The following is a 16,778-nucleotide window of genomic DNA, read 5'->3' on the forward strand; positions in this document are numbered from 1 at the left end:
GGCGACGCGGCCAGCACCATGGGCCACTGCGCGTGCCGGCCCGCGGCGATGTCGGCCTCGGCGCGAGCCATCTGCGCCCGGGTGCCGCCGAGATGCAGAGTGGGGGCCTGCCGCAGCCGGCGATCCGACCACGGGATCTCGTCGCCCAGCACGAAGTCGACCTTGGCGACCCCGGGGCCAAAGGCGTAGCGCCGCAACGCCTTAGCGTAGCGAGTGGGCAGGGCGTCGCCGTAGATGCGCAGCAGCGCGGTCGGCGCGGTGTCGAAGGCGACGACTGAGCCCGGGGGGCCGGGCGGCTCCGTCACCTCGGTGCCCGCCGTGAGTTCGCCTCCGTGCGCGCGCAGGTCGGCGATGAGGGCGTCGGTGATCGCCTGGCTGCCGCCCACCGGAATCGGCCAGCCGACCGAATGCGCGAGGGTGGCCAGCATCAACCCGGCGCCGGCCGCGGTCAGCGACGGCATGCGCGAAATGATATGCGCGGCAACGCCGGTGAACAGCGCGCGGGCGTCCTCGCCGGCCAGCGTCCCCCATGCCGGGGTGCCCTGGGCCAGCATCCGCAGCCCCAGTTGCAGCGCCGCCGGCAGCGAGTTCGGCACCGACCTCTTGTCGCCCAGCAGCAGGGCCACCACATCGTCGGACCGCTCGACCAGCGGGCCGAGCAGGCGTCCGAAGGACGCGCCCTGCTCGAGTTCGGCGCAAGTGCGGTCCAGGTCGCGGTAGGCGATGACCGCGGGGCGCCCGGGCAGCGGGTTGGCGTACGAAATCTCGGGCACCGCCAGCCGGACGCCGCGAGCGGGCAGGTCGAACTCCTTGAAGAACGGCGACGCCAGCGCCAACGGGTGCACGGCGGAGCAGATGTCGTGTGAAACCGCTGGGAACTCGATGTCAGCCGCCGTGCGCGCACCCCCGCCGAACGTGGGTTCAGCTTCGACGACCTGCACTTTCAGGCCGGCCCGGGCGCAGATTACGGCAGCGGTCAACCCGTTGGGTCCGCTGCCGACGATGGTGACGTCCACGCGTCAATTACAGCCGATAGGCTGGCCGGGTGAATCTGCCTGTTGTACTCATTGCCGACAAGCTCGCCGAATCCACCGTCGCCGCCCTGGGCGACCAGGTCGAGGTGCGCTGGGTAGACGGCCCGGATCGGGAGAAGCTGCTGGCGGCCGTGCCGGAGGCCGATGCGCTGCTGGTGCGTTCGGCCACCACGGTCGACGCCGAGGTGCTGGCGGCCGCCCCCAAGCTGAAGATCGTCGCCCGCGCCGGGGTAGGCCTGGACAACGTCGACGTCAACGCCGCCACCGAGCGCGGTGTGCTGGTGGTCAACGCGCCGACCTCGAACATCCACAGCGCCGCCGAGCACGCGCTGGCGCTGCTGCTCTCCGCGGCCCGCCAGGTTCCTTCCGCGGATGCCTCGCTGCGCGAGCATGCCTGGAAGCGATCGTCCTTCTCGGGCACCGAGATCTTCGGCAAGACGGTCGGGGTGGTGGGCCTGGGCCGGATCGGGCAGCTGGTGGCCCAGCGGCTCAGCGCCTTCGGTACCCACCTGATCGCCTACGACCCCTACGTGTCGCCGGCGCGCGCCGCGCAGCTGGGCATCGAACTGCTGACGCTCGACGAACTGTTGGGCCGAGCCGACTTCATCTCCGTCCACCTGCCGAAGACGCCCGAAACCGCGGGCCTGATCGACAAGGACGCGCTGGCCAAGACCAAGCCAGGCGTCATCATCGTCAACGCCGCCCGCGGTGGCCTGGTGGACGAGGCCGCGCTGGCCGATGCGGTGCGCAGCGGCCACGTGCGCGCGGCCGGCCTGGACGTCTTCTCCAAGGAGCCATGCACCGACAGCCCGCTGTTCGAGCTGCCGCAGGTGGTGGTCACACCGCATCTGGGCGCATCGACCGAAGAGGCGCAGGACCGGGCCGGCACCGACGTCGCGGCAAGCGTGAAGCTCGCCCTGGCCGGGGAATTCGTTCCCGACGCGGTCAACGTCGGCGGCGGGGTGGTCAACGAGGAGGTGGCGCCATGGCTGGACCTGGTGCGCAAGCTCGGGGTGCTGGCCGCCACGCTGTCCGACGGCCCGCCGGTGTCCTTGTCGGTGCAGGTGCGCGGCGAACTTGCCTCCGAAGATGTTGAGGTGCTTAAACTTTCGGCGCTGCGCGGGTTGTTCTCGGCCGTCGTCGAGGGGCCGGTGACGTTCGTCAACGCCCCGGCGCTGGCCGAAGAACGCGGCATCACCGCCGAAATCGGCACCGCGTCGGAAAGCCCGAACCACCGCAGCGTGGTCGACGTACGCGCGGTTGCGCACGACGGCACCGCCGTCAACGTCGCCGGCACCCTGTCCGGGCCGCAGCTGGTGGAGAAGATCGTGCAGATCAACGGGCGCAACTTCGATCTGCGCGCCCGGGGCACCAACCTGGTGATCAACTACGTCGACCAGCCCGGCGCGCTCGGCAAGATCGGCACCCTGCTGGGTTCGGCCGGAGTGAACATCGAAGCCGCGCAACTCTCCGAGGACGCCGAGGGCCCGGGTGCGACGATCCTGCTGCGCCTGGACCGCGACGTGCCGGGTGATGTGCGGGCCGAAATCGGCGCGGCCGTCGGCGCCAACAAGCTTGAGGTGGTTGATCTGTCGTGAAGTGCGCCGGCGACGATGCAGAGCGCAGCGATGAGGAGGAGCGGCGCCGATGAAGTTGGCGGTGATCGAGGGCGACGGGATCGGGCCCGAAGTCGTTTCCGAAGCCATCAAAGTCCTGGACACGGTGCTGCCCGGGGTGGACAAGACCAGCTACGACCTGGGTGCGCGGCGCTACCACGCCACCGGTGAGCTACTGCCGGACTCGGTCGTCGACGAGCTGCGCGCGCATGACGCCATTCTGCTCGGGGCCATCGGTGACCCGTCGGTGCCCAGCGGCGTGCTGGAGCGAGGGTTGTTGCTGCGCCTGCGTTTCGAGCTGGACCATCACATCAACCTGCGGCCGGGCCGGCTGTATCCGGGAGTGAACAGCCCGCTGGCCGGCAACCCCGACATCGACTTCGTGGTGGTGCGCGAGGGAACCGAAGGGCCCTACACCGGCACCGGCGGCGCGATCCGCGTCGGAACGCCCAACGAAGTCGCCACCGAGGTAAGCCAGAACACGGCTTTCGGCGTGCGCCGGGTGGTGGCCGACGCATTCGAGCGGGCCCAGCGGCGCCGAAAGCACTTGACGCTGGTGCACAAAACCAACGTGCTGACCTTCGCAGGCAGGCTGTGGTCGCGGATCGTGGCCGAGGTCGGACGCGACTATCCCGACGTCGAGGTGGCGTATCAACACATCGACGCCGCGACCATCTTCATGGTCACCGACCCGGGCCGCTTCGACGTGATCGTCACCGACAACTTGTTCGGCGACATCATCACCGACCTGTCGGCGGCGGTGTGCGGTGGAATTGGCTTGGCGGCCAGTGGAAATATCGACGGCACCCGGACCAATCCGTCGATGTTCGAGCCCGTCCACGGCAGTGCGCCGGACATTGCGGGCCAGGGCATCGCCGATCCGACCGCTGCCATCATGTCGGTGGCGCTGCTGCTCGCCCACCTCGGTGAGGACGCCGCCGCTACGCGGGTGGACCGGGCCGTCGAGCAGTATCTGGCAACGCGTGGGGACGGACGGCGCGCCACCACCGAAGTCGGCGAACGGATTGCTGCCGGGCTCTAGTCTCCAGGCCGGGCGGCACCAGCCGCGTCGGCACCAGCGGCACCGCCGCCAGCGGAAACAACGCGCACAACATCCACGCCGGTGGATACTTCGCGGCCGAGATCAATGCACCGAACAGCGGGGGACCGGCGGCGGCCATCATCCGCTGGGTGGTGTTCTGGATGCCCAGGGCGCGCCCGCTCCAGTAGGGGCCGGCGAATTCGGTGATGGCCGTGGCCTCTAACCCGTTGTCGAGTACCGCTACCACCGAGATGGCGACCATCAGCCCCGCCTGCCACTGAGAGTTCATGTAGTCGGCCCACGCCAGCAGCAACAGGGTCAGCACGGCGGCGGCCGCGATGTAGCGCACCGGCCGCATGCGTGAGCCGAGTCGATCGGACCAGCGGCCCACGGCCACGCGGCCGAGCGCCCCGAGCAGCTGCGACAGGGTGACCAATCCGCCGGCGGCCGCGACCGACCAGTGCAGGTTCTTGATCAGCCACACCAGCATGAACGTCACCGTGACCGTTTGCGGCATCATCATCAGGCCCGCCACCGCGTGAATTCGCCATAGTGTCAACGACCCTCGATACGGGCTGGCGAGTTCCTGATCGCTGGCACTGGCGCGGGGTTTGCGCGGCGGGTCGACGATTCCGACGACGCTCACTACCGCTCCGAAAGCGCACGCCAGCGCGGTGAACCGCAGGCCGGCCTGCGGCCCGTGTTCGGCGAGCTCGGGAATTATCATCGCGCCCAAGGCGATTCCCAGCGGCTGCGCGGTCTGGCGGATGCCCATGGCCAGCCCGCGCTGGTGCGGTGGGAACCAGGCGGACACCAGCCGCCCGCCGGCCGTATTGCAGCTGGCGGCGGCCATACCGCCGAGGAAGAGGTAGACGGCGATCATCACCATCGAATGTGCCGACGCCGCGGCGTAGGCGGCTATCGCGGTGAGCGCCGAGCCCGTGGTCATCACCACCCGCTCGCCGACCCGGTCGAGCACGTATCCCCAGAGCACCAGTGTGACCACCATGCCCCAGCTGGGCATCGAGGCGAGCAGACCGGCCTCGTCGAGCCGGATTCCGCGCGCGCCTTGCAGCGACGGGATGAGGAACGCGACGCCGTTGATGAAGAGGAACGAGCTTGCCGTTGCCAGCAGTGAAACGATCATGATCGACCAGCGGGCGCCCGTGCCGATTTCGGGCGTCGCGGCCGGGTCGGACTGCATTCCCCATGCTTGCATACCGGCGGGAAATTTAGGGGCAGGACTTGGGCCGTCGCCCGTCACTGGTTGGGATGGTCAGGCTGCTCCTCGGGCAGTCACGGCGTGAATCGTCGCCAGACTAGGCTCATCCAAATGCGCCTTGGTCGAATCGCCAGCCCGGACGGTGTCGCCTTCGTCAGTATCGAAGGTGACCTCAACGACCCAGCCGAGATGATCGCGCGCGAGATCGCCGAACATCCATTCGGCACGCCGAACTTCACGGGCCGTTCATGGCCGCTGGCCGACGTCCGGCTGCTCGCCCCGATACTGGCCAGCAAGGTGGTGTGTGTCGGGAAGAACTACGCCGATCACATTGCCGAGATGAAGGACATGACCGGCCCCGCTCCGGTGGATCCGGTGATCTTCCTCAAGCCCAACACCGCGATCATCGGGCCGAACGTGCCGATTCGGTTGCCGGCCAACGCATCACCGGTGCACTTCGAGGGCGAGCTGGGAGTGGTCATCGGCCGGCCCTGCAAGGACGTCTCGGCAGCCCAGGCGGCGGAGAACATCCTCGGCTACACCATCGGCAACGACGTCTCGGCGCGCGATCAACAAAAATCCGATGGACAGTGGACCAGAGCCAAAGGGCATGACACCTTCTGCCCGGTGGGACCGTGGATCGTCACCGACCTCAAACCGCTGGATCCCGGCGATCTGGAATTGCGCACCGAGGTCAACGGCGACGTCAAGCAGCACAGCCGTACCTCGCTGCTGATCCACGACATCGGGTCGATCGTCGAGTGGATTTCGGCGGTGATGACCCTGCTGCCCGGCGACATCATCCTCACCGGCACGCCGGCGGGCGTCGGGCCCATCGAGGACGGCGACACCGTTTCCATCACCATCGAGGGCATCGGCACCCTCACCAATCCCGTGGTCCGTAAAGGAAAATCGTGACTGCACCAGCACAAGTCCGCGTCCGATTCTGTCCCTCGCCCACCGGAACCCCGCACGTCGGAATGGTCCGCACGGCGCTGTTCAATTGGGCGTACGCCCGACACACCGGGGGCACCTTCGTCTTTCGCATCGAGGACACCGATGCGCAGCGCGACAGCGAGGAAAGCTATCTGGCGCTGCTCGACGCGCTGCGCTGGCTCGGCCTGGATTGGGATGAGGGGCCCGAGGTGGGCGGACCCTACGGGCCGTACCGCCAGTCGCAGCGCAGTGAGATCTATCACGACGTGGTGGCCCGGCTGCTCGAAGCCGGCGAGGCGTACTACGCCTTCTCGACGCCGGAGGAGGTCGAGGCGCGCCATGTCGCCGCGGGCCGTAATCCCAAGCTGGGCTACGACAATTTCGACCGGCAGCTGACCGACTCCCAGCGCGCCGCGTTCCTGGCCGAGGGCCGCAAACCCGTGGTGCGGCTGCGCATGCCCGACGAAGACCTCGTGTGGGACGACCTGGTTCGCGGCACCACCAGCTTCGCGGCCGGGTCGGTGCCGGATTTCGCCCTGACCCGCGCCAACGGAGATCCGTTGTACACCTTGGTGAACCCGTGCGACGACGCGCTGATGAAGATCACCCACGTGCTGCGCGGCGAGGATCTGCTGCCGTCGACCCCGCGCCAGCTGGCGCTGTATCAGGCGCTGATCCGCATCGGCGTGGCCGAGCGGACCCCGCAGTTCGCGCACCTGCCAACGGTATTGGGAGAGGGAACCAAAAAACTCTCCAAGCGTGACCCGCAGTCGAACCTGTTCGCGCACCGCGACCGCGGCTTCATCCCCGAAGGTCTGCTGAACTATCTCGCGTTGCTCGGCTGGGCCATCGCCGACGACCACGACGTGTTCAGTCTCGACGAGATGGTGGCCGCGTTCGATGTGGTCAACGTCAACTCCAATCCCGCCCGCTTCGACCAGAAGAAGGCCGACGCGCTCAACGCCGAGCACATCCGGATGCTGGCGCTCGACGACTTCACCGCCAGGCTGCGCGACTATCTCAACGTCCACGGCCATCGCCTCGCATTGGACGACGCCGGCTTCGCCACCGCCGCCGACCTGGTGCAGACCCGGATCGTGGTGCTCGGCGACGCGTGGGACCTGCTGAAGTTCCTCAACGACGACGAATACGCGCTCGACCCCAAGGCCGCCGCCAAGGAGCTGGGAGCCGACGGCGCCGCGGTGCTGGACGCGGCGCTGCCCGCGCTGGACGCCGTGACGGATTGGGCGGCGCCGCAGATCGAGGCCGCGCTCAAGGCCGCGCTCATCGACGACCTGGGCCTCAAACCGCGCAAGGCATTCGGCCCGATCAGGGTAGGGGCCACCGGGACGACGATCAGCCCGCCACTGTTCGAGTCGCTGGAGCTGTTGGGCCGCGACCGCAGCATGGGGCGACTGCGGGCCGCGCGCGAGAAGGCCGGGCGGGACCCCGCTTGAGCGACCAGGGCCACGCGTGCGAAGTGTCCGCCGAGACTTTGGTAGTCTGCACTGCGGTTTACCGAAAGGCCGACAACGGCTGGCGGCGGCGGACTCCAAAGAGCTTTGAAAGCCCGTAATCGACGCTGACCAGCGGTTTTAGGCAGCCAATGGGGTATGGTGTAATTGGCAACACAGCTGATTCTGGTTCAGCCATTCTAGGTTCGAGTCCTGGTACCCCAGCAAAACTCTCGCTAAAACCCCCAGCCTCAAGCGATTAGGTGGGCTTAGCGGGGTGAGCTATGCTGACTGCTCGGATCGTTTCTGGCCCCGTCGTCTAGCGGCCTAGGACGCCGCCCTCTCACGGCGGTAGCGTGGGTTCGAATCCCATCGGGGCTACAAATAACGCAGCTACTGGCCGGTCCCCAGGACCGCCGGTGCTGTCGATCCACCCACCGGCATGGCCGGCAAGCCGAGTTTGCGGTGATCCCACGAACGAGCCCGACGGGCCACGATGCGAACGCAGACCCGCTTGTTCATCATCTGCTCGACGAACGGCTTCATCTCGTCGCTGTAGGGGCCCGTGTAGCGCTCCCAGACGCTGACGCCGACGCGGTGTGAGACGTCGGGATCGTCGACGATCTCGGCCACGCCTTCGAAGGACACCCCGCGGAGTGTGTCGTACGTGTGGCCGTCCTCGATCAGAAAGCTCACCCGCGGATCGCGCTTGAGGTTGATGGCCTTCTGCGACTTGGCCTTGGTCTCCAGCCAGATCTCGCCGTCGACGACGGCGTACCACATGGCAGTCAGGTGTGGCTGGCCGTCGGCGCCGATGGTGGCCAGCGTGCCGGTGCGGCTTTTCACGACGAAATCGGCGATCTCGTCTTCGGACATGACGATGCTCGCGCGCTGATTGGTTCCCATGCCGGTCAGTCTGTCAGGCCAGTTGCGGTGAGTGTGCACTGGTGGCGTTGAGCGTGCACCCAGGGCGAAAGATTCCCGATTACACCGCCCCGGACGCACACTCGCCGCCGGAACTGGCTCAGAGGCGGCGGGTGAGTGCCTCGGCGGCGGACAGAAGGTCGGCGGCCCAGCGCACCCCGGGGCGCCGGCCGATCCGGTCGATGGGACCCGACACCGAGATGGCCGCGACGACGGCACCGCGGCCGTCGCGCACCGGCGCCGACACACTCGCCACGCCCGGCTCGCGCTCGGCCACGCTTTGGGCCCAGCCCCGCCGCCGCACCTCGGCCAGGGTTCGTTCGGTGAATTTCGCCGTCGCGAGCACCGTTTTCTGGGTGGCCGCGTCGCTATGGGCCAGTAGCACTTTGGCACCCGACCCGGCCGTCATCGGCAACCGCGCCCCGATCGGGACCGTATCGCGAAGGCCCGCAGCGGGTTCCAGCGCGGCCACGCAGACCCGGTCGGTGCCCTCGCGGCGGTACAGCTGCACGCTCTCGCCGGTGGTTTCGCGCAACAGCGGCAGCACCGCGCCGCTGGCGGCCAGCAGCGGATCGTTGACGTGGGCCGCGAGTTCGGTGACGGCCGGACCGAGCAGCCAGCGTCCTTCGTCGTCGCGCGCCAGCAGGCGATGCACTTCGAGGGCGGCGGCGAGCCGGTAGGCCGTCGCACGGGGCAACGAGGTCCGCTCACACAGTTCGGCTAACCCACAGGGTGATTGGGAGATCGTGTGGAGGATACCCACGGCTTTGTCCAGGACGCCGATACCGCTATGCTGTCTCACAAGAAGATACTAGCGTCTCGCATTCTGAGATCACAGCCCGAATGATCGGCGAGCCGCCAACGAGGCGAATTGAGGCGAGTTCGATATGGGAATCGACCAAGGGGCGGCGGGGGCCGCCACCAAACCGCGCACTCTGGCCGAAAAAGTTTGGGATGACCACGTTGTGGTATCCGGTGGGGCCAGCGAGCCGGACCTGATCTACATCGATTTGCATCTGGTGCACGAGGTCACCAGCCCGCAGGCTTTCGACGGCCTGCGCCTGGCCGGCCGGCCGGTGCGCCGCCCCGATTTGACGCTGGCCACTGAGGATCACAACGTTCCGACCACGGATATCGACAAGCCGATTGCCGACCCGGTGTCGCGAACCCAGGTCGAGACGTTGCGGCGAAATTGTGCCGAATTCGGTGTGCGGCTATATCCAATGGGCGACGTCGAGCAGGGCATCGTGCACGTGGTCGGGCCGCAGCTGGGCCTCACTCAGCCCGGAATGACGGTCGTCTGTGGGGATAGTCACACCTCGACGCACGGCGCATTCGGCGCGCTGGCCATGGGAATTGGCACCTCGGAGGTCGAGCACGTGCTGGCCACGCAGACGTTGCCGCTGCGGCCGTTCAAGACGATGGCGGTCAATGTCGACGGGCAGCTGCCCGCCGGCGTGACGGCCAAGGACATCATTCTCGCGCTGATCGCCAAGATCGGTACCGGCGGCGGGCAGGGCCACGTCATCGAATATCGCGGCAGCGCCATCGAATCGCTGTCGATGGAAGGCCGGATGACGGTCTGCAATATGAGCATCGAGGCCGGCGCCCGGGCGGGAATGGTGGCTCCGGACGAAACCACATTCGAGTTCCTGCGCGGCCGTCCGCACGCCCCGCAGGGGGCGCAATGGGATGCGGCGATGAGCTATTGGCGGCAGCTGCACACCGACCCCGGAGCCGAATTCGACACCGAGGTCTACCTCGACGCCGCGTCGCTGAGCCCGTTCGTGACCTGGGGCACCAACCCCGGTCAGGGCGTTCCGCTGGCCGACGCGGTGCCGGATCCCGAGCTGATGACCGACGATGCGCAGCGCCAGGCGGCTGAGAAAGCGTTGGCGTATATGGACCTTCGACCGGGCACGCCGATGCGCGACATCGCCGTTGACACGGTGTTCGTGGGCTCTTGTACCAACGGTCGTATCGAAGATCTTCGCGTCGTCGCCGACGTGCTGCGCGGTCGCAAGGTCGCGCCCGGGATGCGGATGCTGGTGGTGCCGGGCTCGATGCGGGTGCGCGCGCAGGCCGAAGCCGAAGGGCTGGGTGAGGTTTTCACGTCCGCGGGCGCCGAATGGCGCCAAGCGGGCTGCTCAATGTGCCTGGGGATGAATCCCGACCAGCTTGCGCCGGGGGAGCGGTGCGCCGCGACCTCCAACCGCAACTTCGAAGGGCGCCAGGGTAAAGGCGGTCGCACGCATTTGGTGTCCCCGGCCGTTGCCGCGGCGACGGCCGTTCGCGGCACATTGTCTGCTCCAGCCGATTTGAGCTGACGTAATTCGACTGTTGAAGGGATGAGCATGGAAGCATTTCACACCCACACCGGTATCGGTGTGCCGCTGCGGCGCTCCAATGTCGACACCGATCAGATCATTCCGGCGGTGTATTTGAAGCGTGTCACCCGAACCGGTTTCGAGGACGGCTTGTTCGCCAGCTGGCGGTCGGATCCGTCATTCGTCCTCAACCTCAGCCCCTTTGACCGGGGGTCAGTGCTAGTCGCGGGGCCCGATTTCGGGACCGGGTCTTCGCGCGAGCACGCGGTGTGGGCACTGATGGACTACGGGTTCCGGGTGGTCATCTCGTCTCGATTCGGTGACATTTTCCGCGGCAACGCCGGCAAGGCGGGGCTGCTGGCGGCCGAAGTTTCTCAGGACGGCGTGGAGCTGCTCTGGAAGCTCATCGAGCAGAGCCCGGGATTGGAAATCACTGTCAATCTTCAAGATCGAAATATCACCGCGGGAACGACGGTGCTGCCGTTCAAGATTGACGACCACACGGCATGGCGACTACTCGAAGGCCTTGACGATATCGCCCTTACGCTGCGGAAACTCGACAAAATCGAGTCATTCGAAGCGGCGTTTCCGGAGTGGAAACCGCGTACTGTGCCCACCTCTTGAGTAGTCGGTCGGCGCCGATTTTCTGCTTGATCGGCTAACTAAACCGAGCGGATTTTTGACGCCCCCCACCGGTCAAGGGCGGCAACCAGATTGCGAAATCGGCGGACGCCTTGCCCTGAAATTGCGCGTGGCTCTTGGAAATTTGCTGGGTGAGGGTTTACCGTGTCCACTAGTCGGTTCAAATCGAGGACCACTAGTGTCGGAGGGATTGATGAACAAGGCAGAGCTCATTGATGTGCTCACAACTAAATTGAACACGGACCGTCGACAGGCGACCGCTGCGGTCGAGAATGTTGTCGACACCATTGTGCGTGCGGTACACAAGGGCGACAGCGTGACTATCACCGGGTTCGGTGTGTTCGAGCAGCGGCGCCGCGCAGCGCGGGTGGCCCGCAACCCGCGGACCGGTGAGACGGTGAAGGTGAAGCCGACGTCCGTCCCGGCGTTCCGCCCCGGTGCTCAGTTCAAAGCGGTTGTGTCTGGCGCACAGCGCCTCCCGTCGGACGGCCCGGCCGTCAAGCGCGGTGTGGTAGCGGGTGGTGCGGCCAAGAAGACCGCCGCGAAGAAGGCTCCCGCCAAGAAGGCTGCGGCCAAGAAGGCTCCGGCCAAGAAGGCGGCGGCCAAGAAGGCTCCGGCTCGCAAGGCCGCGACCAAGGCCCCGGCCAAGAAGGCCGCGACCAAGGCTCCGGTGCGCAAGGCGGCGACCAAGGCTCCGGCCAAGAAGGCGGCGGTCAAGAAGGCTCCGGCCAAGAAGGCCGTGACCAAGGCTCCGGCCAAGAAGGCCGCGAGCAAGGCTCCGGCCCGCAAGGCTCCCGCCAAGAAGACGACCGCGCGCCGCGGTCGCAAGTAAGCGGAGTCAAGTTCTAGACACGAATACCCTTCGGGCGGCAGCGGTGCCCCCGAAGGGTATTCGTGCGTCAGCGGCGGTCGCAAGCGCGGGGGAGCCGGGCGCAGCGGGCCGCCGCCGTCACGTCAGCGGCGGTCGCCGGCGTGCTAGGCCCGGACGTTGGCGGCCAGCGCACCGCCGATGTGGTCCGCTGCCACCAATCGCCCGTCTAGCAGCGACAGCACCCAGGTGCTGCCCTTATGGTTGCGCGACTTGTCGGGCCGCACACCATCGCGCTCGCACCACCACGCGATCAAATCCGGAATCACCTTGCCCTGCGTGCAGACAACCGGAGTGCCCTTCTGCTCGGCGATGTCCAGCATTCGGTGGCGTCCGCGTTTCGGGTTCTTGGCATAGGCCTCTTCGGTGAGGGTGGGCTCGTTCTGCACGGGCACGCCCAGGTCCTCGGCAAGCGGTTCCACGGTCTGGTGGCAGCGGATCCGGTCGGCCGCATACACCTCCGAAGCACCGAAGGCGAGAAGCTGTGGGACCAGCGCCTCGGCCTGCGCACGGCCCCGTTTGTCCAGCGGCCGTTTGGCGTCATCTCCGGAGAAACGCGATTTGCGGCCGGCCGTGCCGTGCCGGACCACCAACACGGTTTGCGTGTCGGCCGGCTTTCTATTGAAGTGGCGCAACACTTTTCGGTCTTGCGTGTAGTCGAGCCTCTGCATCGCCTCGGCGAGCGGAAGCCAGAGCAACCGGTCCACCTCGTTGCCCGGCACGAATTCGCCGCCGGTGGCGCGGGCCGCCCAGTAGTAAACCTTTTTGACGCCCTGGTCGATTGGATAGCTCACCAAGTCGAGCCGCCTGCCCAGGACGGCGTGCTGCCCCGTCTCCTCGTGCACCTCGCGCACGGCGGCCACCGGGGCCGTCTCGCCGGGGTCCACCTTGCCTTTGGGCAGTGACCAGTCGTCATACCGGGGACGGTGAATGACGGCGATCTCGACGTCCTGGTCGTCAGCGGCAGCATTGCCCGGTCGCCACAGCACCGCTCCGGCGGCATAGACGACTCGGCTTCCGGAGCGCCGAGCGGTGGACGAGTTCTGGGTCGGCACCTCAACTCCTGCAGATCAATTCACGTCAGGGCCGCACGCTTGACCACGGTCGGCCCGGAGAAACAACCGGAAGTCACCGCACAGAGCTAAGGACTGCGATGGCGCTCCATCAACGATACTTGGTGGTCACGCACGGTATGGCCCTCTTGTGGCGATGGGGTCCACTGCCCGTCGGGCCCCAGTTCCCAGCACCGGGTCGACGGATCCAGTGCGGATTCGAACAATTCGTCGAGCTGCGCGGTGAGCTTGGGGTCCTTGACCTGAGCGAGCACCTCCACGCGCCGATCGAGATTGCGGTGCATCATGTCCGCACTGCCGATCCAGAACTCGTTGATGTTGCGGAAATGGATGATCCGGGAATGCTCCAGGAAGCGGCCGAGAATGGAGCGGACGAAAATGTTTTCGGAGAAACCCTCGGCGCCCGGGCGCAGCGCGCAGATGCCGCGCACCACGACCTCGACCCGCACCCCCGCCTGCGAGGCGCGGTACAGCGCGTCGATCACCTGCTCATCGACAAGCGCATTCATCTTCAGGCGGATGCGCCCGTTGCCGCGTTCGCGGTGCGCTTCGATCTCGCGTTCGACGCGTTCGATGATGCCGGCGCGAATTCCGTGCGGTGCCACCAGCAGATTGCGGTAGGAGACCTTACGCGAATAGCCGGTAAGCGAATTGAACAAATCGGTGAGGTCCGCGCCGATGTCGGGGTTCGCCGTCAGCAGACCGACATCCTCGTAGAGGCGGGCGGTCTTGCTGTTGTAGTTGCCGGTTCCGATGTGGCAGTAGCGCCGGATCGCCGAACCCTCGCGACGCACCACCAAGCAGGTTTTGCAGTGCGTCTTGAGGCCGACGAGCCCGTACACCACATGCACGCCCGCCTGCTCGAGTGCGCGCGCCCAACGGATGTTGGCCTGTTCGTCGAAGCGCGCCTTGATCTCGACGAGTGCCACGGCCTGCTTTCCGGCCTCGGCCGCTTCGATCAGCGCCCGCACGATCGGCGAATCACCGGAGGTGCGGTACAGCGTTTGTTTGATCGCCAGCACGTTGGGGTCGGCGGCGGCCTGCTGGATGAAGCGCTGCACGCTGGTGGAGAAGGAGTCGTACGGGTGGTGCACCAGGACGTCGCCCTCGCGCAGTGTCGCGAAGATGCTCTTGGGAGATTCGCGGTCGGCGAAGGCGGGGTGGGTGTCCGGCACGAACGCCGGGTCCTTGAGCGCCGGCCGATCCAGGCCGTAGATCTGCCACAGCGACGAAAGGTCGAGCAGGCCCGGCACTTCGATGACGTCACCGGGATGCACGTCGAGTTCGCGCAGCAGCAATTCCAGCATGCCCTCGGTCATGTCGTCGGCGATCTCGAGACGCACCGGCGGGCCGAACCGCCGACGGGCCAATTCCCGTTCCAGCGCCTGCAACAGATCCTCGTCGCGGTCTTCCTCGACCTCCATGTCTGCGTTGCGGGTGATGCGGAAAGCGTGATGCTCCACGATTTCCATGCCCGGGAACAGAAGAGGAAGGAAGGCGGCGATCAGCTCTTCCATCGGCAGGTAGCGGATGACGGTGCGCCCCGAGCCGTCAGCGCTGTCGATGGCGGGGAGCTCGACGAAGCGATCGACGTTGTTGGGCACCTTGACTCGCGCGAAGTGCTGCCCGCCGTCCTCGGGTTGGCGCACCATGACCGCCAGGTTCAAGCTCAGCCCGCTGACGAACGGGAACGGGTGCGCGGGATCGACGGCCAGCGGTGTCAGGACGGGGAAGACCTGTTCGGTGAAATAGGACGACAATTCGTCGCGTTCGGCCTGATCGAGGTCGGCCCACGTGACGATGTGGATACCTTCCTCGGCGAGGGACGGTCGTACCGAATCGAGGAACACCCGCGCATGCCGGGTAGCGATCCGCTGAGTCTGTTCCCCGATGAGGGCAAGCTGTTTACGCGGCGTCAAACCGTCGGCGGAGCGAACCGACAGCCCCATTTCGTCCCGGCGTTTGAGGCCGGCGACGCGCACCATATAGAACTCGTCGAGGTTGGAGGCGAAGATTGCCAGGAACTTGGCGCGTTCCAGCAGCGGCAACGAGTTGTCGGCGGCCAGCGCCAGCACACGGGCGTTGAAGTCCAGCCAGCTCAGTTCGCGGTTGAGGTAACGATCGTCCGGCAGATCGGTCAGCGCGGCCTGCGTCGCAGCCGGTGGTGCCGCCACGGCCGAGTCGCCTGAATGCCACAAATTCTCGTCGGGTCGCGCCTCAGCTTCGATTTCAGTCACACAGCGATCATTGCTCATCACGCGCGGATGCTGCTAGCGCTCGAGGGACATCCATTCGCCGTTGGGACGACGTTAACCCATCGGAAAGATTTGCCCAGCGTGAGCGAAAATCAGTGCGGCGCGATGGCCCGGGCGGTCGCCGCCCCCACCCCGAGGCGGCGGGCGGCCGCGAGGTCGGTGGGAGTGTCGACGTCGCACCGTAGGCCCGGCCAGGCGCCGGTCAGCTCGATCGCGCCCGAACTGCGGTGCCGCGCCGAGGAATCGGACCCGAATCGTGGGTCGAGCGGGCTGCCGAACGCGAACAGTGCGGCGGTGCCCGTCGCCAGCCGGTCGGCGACGAAGCTGCGCCGGTGCTGGCGTGCGGCGGCGATCGCCTCGTTCAGCTCCTGGGTCTGCAGCGCCGGTAAATCCCCTTGCAGCGCAACGACATTGGCGAATGAACTGCCCACCGCGCGCTCCGCGGTGGCGATGGCGTTGTTCAGCGGATCGGGGTGGCCCTCGGGCGTCGGATCGGCGAGCACGTCGGCGCCCAGCTCCGTGGCCGCGGCCGCCGCGGCGTCGTCGGGCGTGATCACGGTGATCGAGCCCAGCGATCGGACCCGCCCGGCGGCCGTCAGCGTGTCCATCAACATGGCGAGCACGACGCTTTCCCGGGTGCGCGCCGAGAAGACCGGCGCCAGCCTGGTCTTGGCCGCGGCCAACCTCTTGACGGCGATGATCAGCGCCACGTCGCCTGCGCCGTTGGCCGCGCCGTCGGCCCGTGTGCCGCTCATGAGATGTCATCCTGCCAGCGCCGCGCCGCGGATCGCTCGCGAGCCGGGGGGATCGCGCGGGACATGCTGGCTCGCGTGACGCCCGGTCCGTCGCTGATCTAGGGTGTAGCGGCTGCGCGTGCCGCGTGAGCAACACCGACCACGGACAGGGGGTGGTACATGACCAGCGCATCATCGGGTGCCGTCGCGGTCATGGGTGCCGGCGCGTGGGGAACGGCGTTGGCCAAGGTGCTGGTCGACGCCGGGGGACCGGAGGCCAGGGTCACGCTGTGGACCCGCAGACCCGAGCTCGCCGAGCAGATCAATTCCACCCGGTACAACCCTGACTACCTGCCCGGCACGGAGTTGCCGCCGGGCATCCGCGCCACCGCCGACGCCGCCGAAGCGCTGCGCGACGCCTCCACGGTGTTGCTGGGCGTGCCGGCGCAGACGATGCGCGGCAACCTGGAGCGCTGGGCGCCGCTGATTCGCGAGGGCGCGACCCTGGTCAGCCTGGCCAAGGGCATCGAGCTGGGCACGCTGATGCGGATGAGCCAGGTCATCGTCTCGGTCACCGGCGTCGACCCGTCCCAGGTCGCGGTGATCTCGGGCCCGAACCTGGCCAGCGAGATCGCCGCATCCCAGCCCGCC

General features: G+C 67.2%; 15 protein-coding genes and 2 tRNA genes. 10 read left to right on the forward strand and 7 right to left on the reverse strand.

The features are described 5' to 3' along the window. A partial coding sequence (locus A5708_RS07640; RefSeq protein ID WP_065028043.1) for a phytoene desaturase family protein occupies nt 1-1,016 on the reverse strand: 1,016 nt, incomplete at its 3' end. A 29-nt stretch (nt 1,017-1,045) separates the two neighbouring features. On the opposite strand from A5708_RS07640, the gene serA reads away from it, so the two are divergent. Both serA and A5708_RS07650 read left to right on the forward strand, forming a co-directional pair. Further along, the gene (gene serA, locus A5708_RS07645; protein WP_065028044.1) at nt 1,046-2,632 is read left to right on the forward strand and encodes a phosphoglycerate dehydrogenase; all 1,587 of its coding nucleotides are present in this window, start codon (nt 1,046-1,048) and stop codon (nt 2,630-2,632) included. Nucleotides 2,633-2,681: 49 nt separating this feature from the next. Then, the gene (locus A5708_RS07650) at nt 2,682-3,692 is read left to right on the forward strand and encodes a 3-isopropylmalate dehydrogenase (RefSeq protein ID WP_065028045.1); all 1,011 of its coding nucleotides are present in this window, start codon (nt 2,682-2,684) and stop codon (nt 3,690-3,692) included. On the opposite strand, the gene A5708_RS07655 is transcribed toward A5708_RS07650, so the two are convergent. Continuing rightward, nucleotides 3,592-4,896, reverse strand: coding sequence for an MFS transporter (locus tag A5708_RS07655; RefSeq protein ID WP_065028046.1), 1,305 nt, complete (start codon nt 4,894-4,896; stop codon nt 3,592-3,594). The two genes, A5708_RS07650 and A5708_RS07655, sit on opposite strands and share 101 nt — an antisense overlap. 129 nt (nt 4,897-5,025) lie before the next feature. Here A5708_RS07655 and A5708_RS07660 point away from each other — a divergent pair, with 129 nt between their 5' ends. From A5708_RS07660 to A5708_RS07675, 4 genes are all read left to right on the forward strand, one after another. Beyond that, entirely contained in the window at nt 5,026-5,832 is an 807-nt protein-coding gene (locus tag A5708_RS07660) for a fumarylacetoacetate hydrolase family protein (RefSeq protein ID WP_064950747.1), read from the forward strand. Next, complete coding sequence (gene gltX, locus A5708_RS07665) at nt 5,829-7,307, forward strand: glutamate--tRNA ligase (RefSeq protein WP_081292855.1); 1,479 nt, start codon at nt 5,829-5,831, stop codon at nt 7,305-7,307. The genes A5708_RS07660 and gltX overlap by 4 nt, the downstream gene beginning before the upstream one ends. 150 nt (nt 7,308-7,457) lie before the next feature. Continuing rightward, nucleotides 7,458-7,529, forward strand: a tRNA-Gln gene (locus tag A5708_RS07670). An 83-nt stretch (nt 7,530-7,612) separates the two neighbouring features. Beyond that, nucleotides 7,613-7,685: transfer RNA gene (locus A5708_RS07675), tRNA-Glu, on the forward strand. Between the two features lie 12 nt (nt 7,686-7,697). Here A5708_RS07675 and A5708_RS07680 read toward each other — a convergent pair. Further along, entirely contained in the window at nt 7,698-8,210 is a 513-nt protein-coding gene (locus tag A5708_RS07680) for a pyridoxamine 5'-phosphate oxidase family protein (protein ID WP_065028048.1), read from the reverse strand. 118 nt (nt 8,211-8,328) lie between these two features. Beyond that, the gene (locus A5708_RS07685) at nt 8,329-9,030 is read right to left on the reverse strand and encodes an IclR family transcriptional regulator (RefSeq protein ID WP_065028049.1); all 702 of its coding nucleotides are present in this window, start codon (nt 9,028-9,030) and stop codon (nt 8,329-8,331) included. Nucleotides 9,031-9,115: 85 nt separating this feature from the next. Between A5708_RS07685 and leuC the strand changes: the two genes are divergently transcribed. The 3 genes from leuC (at nt 9,116) to A5708_RS07700 (ending at nt 12,029) form a co-directional block, all read left to right on the forward strand. After that, nucleotides 9,116-10,555 carry a 3-isopropylmalate dehydratase large subunit gene (leuC, locus tag A5708_RS07690; protein WP_065028050.1) on the forward strand — a complete coding sequence of 480 codons (1,440 nt, stop codon included), beginning with the start codon at nt 9,116-9,118 and terminating at the stop codon, nt 10,553-10,555. Nucleotides 10,556-10,582: 27 nt separating this feature from the next. Further along, nucleotides 10,583-11,179, forward strand: a complete 597-nt coding sequence (gene leuD / locus A5708_RS07695) for a 3-isopropylmalate dehydratase small subunit (RefSeq protein ID WP_065028055.1) — start codon at nt 10,583-10,585, stop codon at nt 11,177-11,179. Between the two features lie 211 nt (nt 11,180-11,390). Continuing rightward, nucleotides 11,391-12,029, forward strand: a complete 639-nt coding sequence (locus A5708_RS07700; RefSeq protein WP_065028051.1) for an HU family DNA-binding protein — start codon at nt 11,391-11,393, stop codon at nt 12,027-12,029. Nucleotides 12,030-12,172: 143 nt separating this feature from the next. Here A5708_RS07700 and A5708_RS07705 read toward each other — a convergent pair whose 3' ends face one another. The 3 genes from A5708_RS07705 to cofC form a co-directional block, all read right to left on the reverse strand. Next, the gene (locus A5708_RS07705) at nt 12,173-13,120 is read right to left on the reverse strand and encodes an NUDIX hydrolase (protein ID WP_065028052.1); all 948 of its coding nucleotides are present in this window, start codon (nt 13,118-13,120) and stop codon (nt 12,173-12,175) included. Between the two features lie 86 nt (nt 13,121-13,206). Continuing rightward, nucleotides 13,207-15,396 carry an RNA degradosome polyphosphate kinase gene (locus tag A5708_RS07710; protein WP_065028053.1) on the reverse strand — a complete coding sequence of 730 codons (2,190 nt, stop codon included), beginning with the start codon at nt 15,394-15,396 and terminating at the stop codon, nt 13,207-13,209. 89 nt (nt 15,397-15,485) lie between these two features. Then, the gene (gene cofC / locus A5708_RS07715; protein ID WP_065028054.1) at nt 15,486-16,148 is read right to left on the reverse strand and encodes a 2-phospho-L-lactate guanylyltransferase; all 663 of its coding nucleotides are present in this window, start codon (nt 16,146-16,148) and stop codon (nt 15,486-15,488) included. A 159-nt stretch (nt 16,149-16,307) separates the two neighbouring features. Between cofC and A5708_RS07720 the strand changes: the two genes are divergently transcribed. After that, nucleotides 16,308-16,778: NAD(P)-binding domain-containing protein (locus A5708_RS07720; RefSeq protein WP_196772561.1), on the forward strand; the 471-nt coding region annotated here is incomplete at its 3' end.

The sequence above is a fragment of the Mycobacterium colombiense genome (assembly GCF_001672755.1).
In the GTDB taxonomy this organism is placed as follows: Bacteria; Actinomycetota; Actinomycetes; order Mycobacteriales; family Mycobacteriaceae; genus Mycobacterium; species Mycobacterium colombiense_C.